At 49.7% G+C, this 9,527-nt stretch carries 11 protein-coding genes; 2 read left to right on the forward strand and 9 right to left on the reverse strand.

The features are described 5' to 3' along the window. The first annotated feature begins 330 nt into the window (after positions 1-330). Positions 331-747 (forward strand): cyclic nucleotide-binding domain-containing protein, encoded by a 417-nt coding sequence (locus ACTBZS_RS10830; protein ID WP_463044131.1) that lies wholly within the window; start codon positions 331-333, stop codon positions 745-747. Positions 748-815: 68 nt separating this feature from the next. Here ACTBZS_RS10830 and ACTBZS_RS10835 read toward each other — a convergent pair whose 3' ends face one another. The 3 genes from ACTBZS_RS10835 to ACTBZS_RS10845 all read right to left on the reverse strand — a co-directional run bounded on the left by ACTBZS_RS10835 (position 816) and on the right by ACTBZS_RS10845 (position 2,185). Beyond that, the gene (locus tag ACTBZS_RS10835; protein ID WP_460430049.1) at positions 816-992 is read right to left on the reverse strand and encodes a hypothetical protein; all 177 of its coding nucleotides are present in this window, start codon (positions 990-992) and stop codon (positions 816-818) included. A gap of 115 nt (positions 993-1,107) precedes the next feature. Next, a complete protein-coding gene (locus ACTBZS_RS10840) occupies positions 1,108-1,251 on the reverse strand; it encodes a hypothetical protein (protein ID WP_460430050.1) in 144 nt (47 codons plus the stop codon). Between the two features lie 142 nt (positions 1,252-1,393). Further along, complete coding sequence (locus ACTBZS_RS10845) at positions 1,394-2,185, reverse strand: outer membrane protein assembly factor BamD (RefSeq protein ID WP_460430051.1); 792 nt, start codon at positions 2,183-2,185, stop codon at positions 1,394-1,396. Here ACTBZS_RS10845 and rluD point away from each other — a divergent pair. Beyond that, positions 2,184-3,248 (forward strand): 23S rRNA pseudouridine(1911/1915/1917) synthase RluD, encoded by a 1,065-nt coding sequence (rluD, locus tag ACTBZS_RS10850; RefSeq protein WP_463044132.1) that lies wholly within the window; start codon positions 2,184-2,186, stop codon positions 3,246-3,248. The genes ACTBZS_RS10845 and rluD overlap by 2 nt on opposite strands. Before the next feature lie 81 nt (positions 3,249-3,329). Here rluD and cybH read toward each other — a convergent pair whose 3' ends face one another. From cybH to ACTBZS_RS10880, 6 genes are all read right to left on the reverse strand, one after another. After that, the gene (gene cybH / locus ACTBZS_RS10855) at positions 3,330-4,034 is read right to left on the reverse strand and encodes a Ni/Fe-hydrogenase, b-type cytochrome subunit (protein WP_460430052.1); all 705 of its coding nucleotides are present in this window, start codon (positions 4,032-4,034) and stop codon (positions 3,330-3,332) included. 9 nt (positions 4,035-4,043) lie between these two features. After that, positions 4,044-5,837, reverse strand: a complete 1,794-nt coding sequence (locus tag ACTBZS_RS10860; protein ID WP_463044133.1) for a nickel-dependent hydrogenase large subunit — start codon at positions 5,835-5,837, stop codon at positions 4,044-4,046. Next, positions 5,837-6,943: a hydrogenase small subunit gene (locus ACTBZS_RS10865; RefSeq protein WP_463044134.1), complete on the reverse strand. Its 1,107-nt coding sequence runs from the start codon at positions 6,941-6,943 to the stop codon at positions 5,837-5,839. Before ACTBZS_RS10865 ends, ACTBZS_RS10860 begins: the two co-directional genes overlap by 1 nt. Positions 6,944-6,969: 26 nt before the next feature. Beyond that, positions 6,970-7,548 (reverse strand): HupE/UreJ family protein, encoded by a 579-nt coding sequence (locus ACTBZS_RS10870; protein WP_463044135.1) that lies wholly within the window; start codon positions 7,546-7,548, stop codon positions 6,970-6,972. 194 nt (positions 7,549-7,742) lie between these two features. Next, positions 7,743-9,071 (reverse strand): PAS domain-containing sensor histidine kinase, encoded by a 1,329-nt coding sequence (locus ACTBZS_RS10875; RefSeq protein ID WP_463044136.1) that lies wholly within the window; start codon positions 9,069-9,071, stop codon positions 7,743-7,745. An 8-nt stretch (positions 9,072-9,079) separates the two neighbouring features. Further along, positions 9,080-9,527: PD-(D/E)XK nuclease domain-containing protein (locus tag ACTBZS_RS10880; protein ID WP_463044137.1), on the reverse strand; the 448-nt coding region annotated here is incomplete at its 5' end.

Here is a 9,527-nt window from a genome sequence, read left to right on the forward strand (position 1 = left end):
AACCGGTTCGTCTTCCCCACGCCCGTGGGGATGTTTCCATTGGGCGAGCCCTCTGCGACTATCGTACAGCGTCTTCCCCACGCCCGTGGGGGTGTTTCTCCACTCAGATTCACGCCACCCGAAAGCCGGCCGTCTTCCCCACGCCCGTGGAGGTGTTTCTAAGTACCTTGGAAACAATGCGCTACCGGCTGGGTCTTCCCCACGCCCGTGGAGGTGTTTCTACGTCATACCTTGCTTACTTTTTCGCGTAAAATAATAGGGTTTTATGGTGAATGTAATATGTGGCAATGTTGTCGTGGCGATTTGTCCAATTCGTAAAGGCTAAATAAAATGTCTATTGCTTCTCTCAAACAAATTTCTTTATTTTCTATTCTTGATGATCAGCAACTGTTGATAGAAATTGATAGTCATATCACCACTGCCAACTTTATGGCGGGGGAGGTGATTATTCGACAGGGAGAGGACGGCGATTGTTTGTATATGATTCAGCAAGGACAGGTCGAGGTGATACTCGAACATCCTTCAACAGGCACACAGCGACTCGCCGAGTTAACACAGGGCGATTATTTTGGTGAGATTGCTTTGTTAAAAGTGGTGAAGCGCACGGCGACAGTGCGTGCTCTGACGGATTGCCATGTATTGATGTTGCAACGACAACATTTGCAAACCGTCTTAGAGAAATGTCCCGCTTTGCGTGAACAATTAGAAAAAACCTACACCGCACGAGCCGCTAATCACTGCTTGTAGCGACTTTTTGCTGTTCACCCGAGCGATGGCGTACCTACGAACATAGCCGTATTCACGCTCAATGCAATTTAGGCCGCACAGGCGCGTAAATCGCGTAGATATTCAATGTCGAGTCGCGCTTGGCGGCGTTTGGCTTCGGCGAGGCTAATTGGCTGAAAAACATGTTGCTTACCGCCCGCCCGCCATGCAGAAATCTCAGCATTGAGAATACGACGTTCGGTTGGGGTCATCGCTCTTTTTTTCATGATGTGCTACTCCTCGTTCTGCAAAACCTATTGATTGGCCATTAGGACACAAGCAATATCAGACACCAGACCACACGTGCAGTACCGGCAACTATTTAGACAGATTCAGACGCAACTAATTTCCTGCTTTTGTTACTTTAGTGACGTTTTTACCACTAAAGGCATGACTTAATTGATGGGCGACATGATAACCCGCCCCTTGTACAAGCAATAACATCACCGCAAGACCGACTAATGCTTTTATTTTAGTTTTTTTCATCTTCACCTCAACACCCCTTTGTTGATCATGAACGTCTTTTTGATGGCGGGGTTAGCTTGCGGTAGCTGCATTACAGCATGATGTTACTTCGATGAGCGCAATATGTCGGCAAAAAAATCCCCGCACGAGGCGGGGACGGGGATTACCAGAATTGATACCACGGCACATCGCGGGGCTGCCAATCTTGTGTGAGATAGCGACTATTGGGGTAGTTTTTTGCTAACACACGCTTGGCATCATCGCGCAGCTGGGTTTGGCCGAGGGCATCGTAACCAGACACCATAATCGCCAGCGATTCTTCGACATACTCGGTGCTTGAAAATTCTTTAATCACTTGTTGAGCGCGGTTGATCGCTGCCACATACGCCTTGCGCTTCATATAGTGACGCGCCACATAGAGCTCGTTTTCTGCCAAGCCTTTGACCAAATCGCCCATTTTCTTCGTGGCATCAGCACTGTATTTGCTGTCTGGGAAGCGTTTGACCAATTCACTAAAGGCAAGGAAGGCTTCACGGGCCGATTTTGGGTCACGCTCGGCGCGATCTTGGCCGGTAAAGCGGGCAAAAATCCCGCCATCGTCGTTGTAATTGACCAATCCCTTGAGGTAATACATGTAATCTAAATTGGGATGTGCTGGATAGAGCTTCATGAAGCGGTCGATGGCGGCGAGGGCTAAAGCCGGCTCTTGCTCTTTGTAATGGGCATAGGCAAGGTCCATTTGCGCTTGTTGTGCAAAGCGACCGTAGGGGTAGCGTGCCTCCAAAGTTTCATAGAGTTGGATGGAACGGGTATAATTGCTGCTGTTCAGCTCTTCCCGCGCTTCATAATACAGGCGCTCGACTGGCCAGCCTCGGGTTTCATCTTTTGGCTCGGTAGTGGTCGAGCATGCGGCTAATGATGCCGCCATCAGCATTCCTACAACGAATCGTTTCATGACAGATCCCATTGATAATCCGGTCGATTATAACGACTTCTCTAGCCCCCGTGTCGTGGAAATCCCAACTGACCTCGGCGGACAACGTATAGATCAAGCCTTAGCTGCCTTGTTGACCGACTACTCACGCAGTCGATTACAACAATGGATTAAGGATGGCTTTGTATTGATGAACGGCACGCCGGTCAATAGCAAAACCAAAATTTATGGTGGAGAGAAGCTCGAAGTCTTCGAACAACTGACCCCCGAAGAGGCCGCTTTTGCCCCAGAAGCGATGCCGCTGAATATTGTGTATGAAGATGACGCCATTTTGGTGATCGATAAACCAGTGGGCTTGGTGGTGCATCCTGCTGCTGGCAATTGGTCGGGGACTTTGCTTAACGGCCTGCTGCATTACTTGCCCTCGTTGCGCCATATTCCCCGCGCTGGCATTGTCCACCGCCTCGATAAAGAAACCAGTGGCCTGATGGTGGTGGCCAAAACTTTGGCGGCCCAAACCGATTTGGTGCGGCAATTACAAGCCAGAACGGTCAAGCGTGTGTATCGTGCTATTGCCGATGGTAAGGTGGCATACGATGGCGTAATTGATGAGCCGATTGGTCGCGATCCCCACCAACGGCAGAAAATGGCGGTGGTGCGGTTTGGCGGTAAACCTGCTGTGACGCATGTGAAGGTATTAGAACGGTTTGACTACCATACTTATATCGAATGCCGTCTTGAAACAGGCCGTACGCATCAAATCCGAGTGCACATGAAACAAGCCGGTCATCCTTTGGCTGGCGATGCGTTATATGGCAATCCTCGCTATAAAATCCCAGAAGACTTGGCCTTGGCAGTGAAAAAACTGGGCCGACAAGCCCTCCATGCGGCGGTGTTAGGCTTGATTCATCCCACCACAGGCGAGGCAATGAGTTGGAAATCACGCTTGCCAGAAGATGTCCGTGAGCTATTAGCCGTGTTGCGTGAACATCAGTTCACCCTCAATCCTGCTTACCAAGCGGATGAGGATGACATCGACGATGGGGATGATGGCGATTGGGAAGTGATCTACACCCGAGAATGATGTGGAGTCACTGAGATCAGTACGCGCACCCACTGTGTAATACAGCGTGGTGCGCGCGCTCTGGATGAGTAAAGGCTGGGTTCAGTCTTTAAACATGCGGAAGCCACTGATCATGGTGGAAACCATGCTTTGCTTAGACATAATGTCTTCGCGAATCGCGGCATAGACATGAATCATTACAAACACCAAAATGGCCCACATACCAAGGCGGTGCCAGCTGTGAACATCTATGCTATTGCCAAAAGCAACGATGACCCAATGAAAGGCGCTGTGCGCCCAGCTGCCTTCGCCGGTGCCTTCACCATACAGCGCAAAGCCAGTGAAACACATAAACACCGTTGCCCAGATAAAACTGGCCATCGCGATTTGCCCGACAGGGTTGTGTCCGATGTATTTTTTCGGATAGCGTTCAATGAACAAATACCAGCGAATCTCAAAGAAAAATTCACTCCACCATGCCTTATCCCAAATTGGCACCAAGATAATTTCACGGGCATGGTGATTGCCCACTATCGCCCAATACAACCGCCCAACCAAACCAATTGCCAACACATAGCCTGCGGCAAAGTGGGCAAAGCGTAGGTAACCCATCAGATATTGAAACGTTGCTTCGCCGCCTGTGCTGGGTAGTGGTTGACCAATGAAATAGCCTGTAACCGATAAAATCACAATACAGGCAACTGTCACCCAATGCCACAGCCGCACTGGGGCTTCATAGACATATACCGATGTGACTTTACGCCCCAGCCCCTGTGGTGCATTGCCGTCAAATCCATAGCTTTTCATGGTTAGCCCCTAGCGCACTTGTACGCGAACCAACTCGCCACCGTCATCCCCTATTACATGGGTAGAACAGGCTAAGCATGGATCGAAACTGTGTAAGGTACGCAAAATTTCTAACGGCTGATCGGCGATAGCCATTTTGGTGCCCAATAACGAGGCCTCATACGCACCGATCTGTCCCTTGTTATCACGTGGGCCTGCATTCCATGTGGTTGGTACCACACATTGATAGCTCTCGATTTTGGTGTCTTTGATCTTGAGCCAATGCCCTAATGCACCGCGTGGTGCTTCGGTAAAGCCCACCCCTTTGACCTCTTTCGGCCATGTGCTTGGATCCCATTTCTCGACGTTGGCAGTGCTGGAATCACCATTTTTGATGTTGCTGATCAATTGATCGTAGAAGCGTGACATCTGCTTGGCTGCCCACACTGCTTCAATCGCACGTGCAGCTGTCCGACCATTGGTCGAGAACATGGCTTCGAGAGGGGCATTAAAATGCTTGAGCAGGGCATCAACAGGTTCTTTGAACTCGGGCTTGTTTTGATGATAACCAATGAGATACCGTGCCAGCGGCCCCACTTCCATCGCATGACCTTTCCAGCGTGGGGACTTAATCCACGAATACTTCGCCGATTCATCCAGCGATTCAATCTTGGTTTTTGTTCCCTTGTGGTTAGGGCCAAGCTCGAATTTCGGTTCGGTAATGCCATCAAAGGGATGCAATCCTTTTTGGTCATCCCCATAGCTATACCAACTATGGGTCACAAATTCTTGAATCTCATCAGGTGCATACAAATCAACTGGATGAATTTCATTGAATTTGCCATTGATAATGGCGCCACGCGGCAACAGCAAATTGCTGGCGCGATGATCGTTGGCCTGATCGGGGAAATCGCCATAAGACAGTAGGCTTTGGCTAGCCAATCCACCGCCAATTTTGAACCACTCTGGATAGAATCCTGCAATAGCGATTACATCTGGCACATACACTTGTTCACAGAACTCGATACTGCGGTCGATGATTTGTTTAACCAGATTCAGGCGTTCCATATTCACTGCGCCAACAGCACCTGTGTCATGAACATTGATCGCACACGGCATCCCCCCGACTAGCCAGTTTGGGTGTGGGTTTTTGCCGCCGAAAATGGTGTGAATTTTGACGATTTCTTTTTGGAAATCTAACGCTTCTAAGTAGTGTGCCACCGCCATTAAGTTGGCTTCTGGCGGTAGCTTCATGGCTGGGTGTCCCCAATAACCATTGCGGAACGGGCCAAGTTGACCAGATTCAACAAAACGCTTTAACCGCGTTTGTAAATCATGAAAATAACCCGGGCTTGAGAGTGGCCATTTAGAAATGCTTTGTGCCAGTTCGCTGGTGCGCTTTGGATCTGCCTTTAATGCAGAGACGACATCGACCCAATCTAAGGCGTGCAAATGGTAGTAATGCACTAAATGGTCGTGCACATACAACGCAGCCTGCATTAAATTGCGAATTAAGTTGGCGTTGGCTGGAATGTCAATTTTTAGGGCATCTTCGACGGCTCGCACTGAGGTAAGGGCATGAGTGCCGGTACAGACGCCACAGATGCGCTCTACAAAGGCCCACGCATCGCGTGGATCACGGCCTTTTAAAATCACTTCCAAACCACGCCACATCGTCCCCGTCGAGACGGCATTTGCAATCACATTATTGCTGTCGAGGTTCACTTCACAACGCAGATGGCCTTCAATACGGGTCACTGGATCAACCACCACCCGCCGGCCGCTGTTGTCTAGCGTAAAGCCTTGAGTTTGATAAGCGGCCATTATGCTTTCTCCTTCTGCTGTGCTGTTGCCTCTAGCGGTTTCAGGTCTTGTTTTTTCAACACCGTGCTCTTGATTGCACTGACTGCCGCATGTGCTGCAATCGCTGCCCCAACGCCACCGGCGACTGTCATCCCAATCTGATCGGCGGTTGATTCAATGCCAAATTGTGGGATATTGGTAACGCGGTCGTAGAACGAGCCTTTATCCCAGAATCCATCTTCTGAACAGCCGATACAGCCATGACCCGATTGCACCGGCCAACTTACCCCACCATTCCAGCGCACAGTAGAACAGGCATTGTAGGTGGTTGGGCCCTTACAGCCGACTTTGTATAAGCAATAGCCCAGTCGTGCGCCTTCATCATCCCAGGTTTCGACAAATTGTCCGGCATCGAAGTGGGGGCGGCGATAACATTTATCGTGGATCCGTTGGCCATAGAACATCTTAGGGCGGCCTTGGCGATCCAATTCGGGAATGCGATCAAAGGTGACAAGATAGGTAATAACCGCTGCCATCACTTCTGGAATAGGAGGACAGCCCGGGACTTTAATAATCGGCTTGTCTAAAATCACTTGGTGGATGGGGGTCGCCCGTGTTGGGTTGGGTTTTGCCGCTTGCACACAGCCCCAACTGGCACAAGAACCCCATGCAATTAAGGCTTTAGCATCAGCAGAAACACGTTTGAGCTTTTCAACGAACGGTTCACCACCGGGGAAGCAATACATACCATCTTCATTCAAGGGTGGGTTGCCTTCGACAGCAACAATGTATTGTCCCTTATATTTTTCAACAATTTCTTCCAAGATGGCTTCGGCTTGATGCCCTGCCGCTGCCATAATTGTGTCGTCATAGTCGAGTGAAATCAGCGACAAAATCGCGTCTTTGGCCAAGGGATGGGCTGAACGGATAAACGACTCGGTACAACAGGTACATTCCAAACCATGCAACCAGATCACTGGCATTCTGGGTTTGGTTTCGAGGGCATGGGCAATTCGAGGCACCATGGTTGACCCTAAGCCCATGGCAGTTGCGGTGAGGCTACAGAATTTTAAAAAGGTACGACGGGTGACGCCTTGCCGACGCATCGCTTGATAGAACGTTTCCATGATCAGGCCTTTGTGACGAAGTCGAGTTACAGAGCGCTACCAAATAACCACAGACCACTGGCAGCAATGGCGATACCTGCGGTACGCAATAACGCGCCGGCTTTCCGTAACAGCGTTTCACCAGCAAACCAACCTGCGGTATGTAAGGCTGAGGTGGCAATCACAAACCCAACCATATAGAGCCAGAGTGTGCCAGAGGGGGCTTCGGCACCGTGGGCATGACCATGACTCAAGGCAAACAAGGCGATTAAAGGTAAGGCAATCTGAGGGGCGACTGTGCGATGACTTGCAACCATCAAACCCAAAATCAGAACTGATAAGGCAATAGTCGATTCGACAGCAGGCAGGGTCAACTCAGCTGCACCAAGTAATGCGCCGATGAGCATTGATAACACAAAGGTGACAGGGGCAAGCCACCGTTGTGTGCCTTGTTGTTTGGCGGCCCAAAGCCCAACTGCAATCATAGCAAGGAGGTGATCAAAACCGCCAACGGGGTGAGCCAAACCAGATAAGAAACTGAAGCTATCCTGATGACCTGTGTGGGCTGCGGCAGGCAGGGCGAGGGTGCTAAGGCAGATAGCACTAAGTAAACGGGTGCGATTCATAGCGTCTCCGAGATGTTGTTATGGTCACGCCAGTGCTGGCGCGCTGACGTCAGCGCGACACAAAAATCGTGCCAGTCAACACTCGGAGGCAAAGGTGAGCTAAGTGATTGTTTTTGTGAGTGGATGAAAAAAACAGAGTGTGCTTGATGATGGATGCTGAAATTTTACTATCCATCAGATTGGATGCTTACTTATCAGTTTTGCAATCGTGGTAAACGTAAACTGAAATAAGCCCCCCCTTCAGTGCGGTTACCTGCTGTAAGTTGGCCTCCATGTTTTTCCACGATGCTGTAGCTGATCGAGAGCCCTAGACCCGTGCCTTTACCCACCGGTTTAGTGGTAAAAAAAGGATCAAAAATTTTTGCTAAGTCGGCGGTGGCAATCCCTGTGCCATTGTCTGCTAAGGTAAAGACGGCTTGGTCAGTGTCTTGTGACAGTGTCAATTCCAACTGGGGGTGTGGTACAGTTTCAACCGCATCGAACGCGTTTTGAATTAAATTGACTAGCACTTGTTGTAATTGATTGGCCGAACCCGAGACCCAACAGGCTTCAGCTAAGCCAACTTCTTGCACTGTCACTCGATGTGGCATGGCTTGAACCACCCAATGCAAAGCTTGTTGAATACATTCGGCCAAATTGACTGGTTGTTGTATATCGGTTTCAACAGCAGAAAAACGTTTTAACGCATCTACAATGGCACTGCTGCGCTGTGCGCCCTCAAGTAAACCTTCGGTAAGAGACGGTAGGTCAGCCAATAAACGGTCAATTTTTAGTTGTTGGCGTAATAACTGCAAATCATGGTCATGGCACTGTTGATGCACGGCAGCGAGATAGCGTTGTAGCTTTTGTGCATAGCGTTGCATCGCATAGCTATTACCCATGACAAAACTGATGGGATTGTTCAACTCATGTGCCACCCCTGCGACTAAACGACCCAAAGACGCCATTTTCTCTGCTTGAATGAGCTGGGCTTGTGCGGCTTGTAGTGCTTGATGGGCCTGTTTTAGCTCAGCATATGCACGTTTTAATTCACCCATTGGCCGCCCCACAGCAACGAAACCACTGTAACGATGTTGGCCATCGAACAGTGCGCTGATATTCCATGTCACGGGGACTGTGTTGCCGTTTTGACAAAAAATATTCAAATCAAGGTCGCTCACCTCTGGTTGAGTGGGGGGGAGCTGTTGTTGTAATTGTGGTTGTTGTTGTGGGTAGGCAATTAAATTAAGTAGGTTTTCCCCGATCAGTCCTGTTTCACTGCGTCCTGTCAATTCGGTCATCGCACGGTTCACTTGTTTGACATAACCCAAGGCGTCACAGACCACCATCACATCCGTCATCGCGGCGAGGATTCCTTCCGTAAACTGATGTGCTTCAGCCAGTTCGCGGTGTTTGGTCTCTAAGGTTTCTTGAGAAGTGACCAACTCGGTATACACCTCGTCCATGCGCCGAATCACATCAATCCATGCTTCTTCTGCTAAGGCTTGGCCAGTGCGTTCAATTTCACTTTGAGATGCGCTCATGGGTCTCCCTAATTTGATTTGGAGGCAGGTAAAGTTTCCCACTCAAACCCCACCACATTCCGCTGTTCGCGGCTAAACTCAATCCCGATTAAGTGAATCGGCTCACCTCGGCTGCGGTATTTCTCGGTGTACCCTCGGTCTTGTAGTTGTTGTAAGGCTTTGCCTTGTGGTGTCGCTTCAACGACTTTGAATTCAAACAAATAGACTTGTTGGTTAAACAACACCGCCATGTCAATACGGCCTTTGTTGGTGATGTCTTCAAGGCGGATATCTAAGCCAAGGGCAGCGAAGTAACTGTAGAACACGCTGGCGTAGTAGCCTTCGTATTGGGCCATGGCGTTGTTGCGTTGCCAGTCATAGGGAATGCTAGCGAATAAAGCGTGCAGCAGCGTTTCGAGCTTGGAAACATCCGCTTTGCTGAGCAACCGATATAACTGTCCGGTGTATTGATGTGGC

The organism is Aquaspirillum sp., from assembly GCF_055136605.1.

What these genes read in the sequence shown, in the direction of transcription:
- ACTBZS_RS10830 (WP_463044131.1), top strand. Translation starts at nt 331, where the DNA reads ATGTCTATTGCTTCTCTCAAACAAATTTCTTTATTTTCTATTCTTGAT.
- ACTBZS_RS10875 (WP_463044136.1), bottom strand. Translation starts at nt 9,071, where the DNA reads ATGAGCGCATCTCAAAGTGAAATTGAACGCACTGGCCAAGCCTTAGCA.
- rluD (WP_463044132.1), top strand. Translation starts at nt 2,184, where the DNA reads ATGACAGATCCCATTGATAATCCGGTCGATTATAACGACTTCTCTAGC.
- ACTBZS_RS10865 (WP_463044134.1), bottom strand. Translation starts at nt 6,943, where the DNA reads ATGGAAACGTTCTATCAAGCGATGCGTCGGCAAGGCGTCACCCGTCGT.
- ACTBZS_RS10870 (WP_463044135.1), bottom strand. Translation starts at nt 7,548, where the DNA reads ATGAATCGCACCCGTTTACTTAGTGCTATCTGCCTTAGCACCCTCGCC.
- ACTBZS_RS10840 (WP_460430050.1), bottom strand. Translation starts at nt 1,251, where the DNA reads ATGAAAAAAACTAAAATAAAAGCATTAGTCGGTCTTGCGGTGATGTTA.
- ACTBZS_RS10860 (WP_463044133.1), bottom strand. Translation starts at nt 5,837, where the DNA reads ATGGCCGCTTATCAAACTCAAGGCTTTACGCTAGACAACAGCGGCCGG.
- ACTBZS_RS10835 (WP_460430049.1), bottom strand. Translation starts at nt 992, where the DNA reads ATGAAAAAAAGAGCGATGACCCCAACCGAACGTCGTATTCTCAATGCT.
- cybH (WP_460430052.1), bottom strand. Translation starts at nt 4,034, where the DNA reads ATGAAAAGCTATGGATTTGACGGCAATGCACCACAGGGGCTGGGGCGT.
- ACTBZS_RS10845 (WP_460430051.1), bottom strand. Translation starts at nt 2,185, where the DNA reads ATGAAACGATTCGTTGTAGGAATGCTGATGGCGGCATCATTAGCCGCA.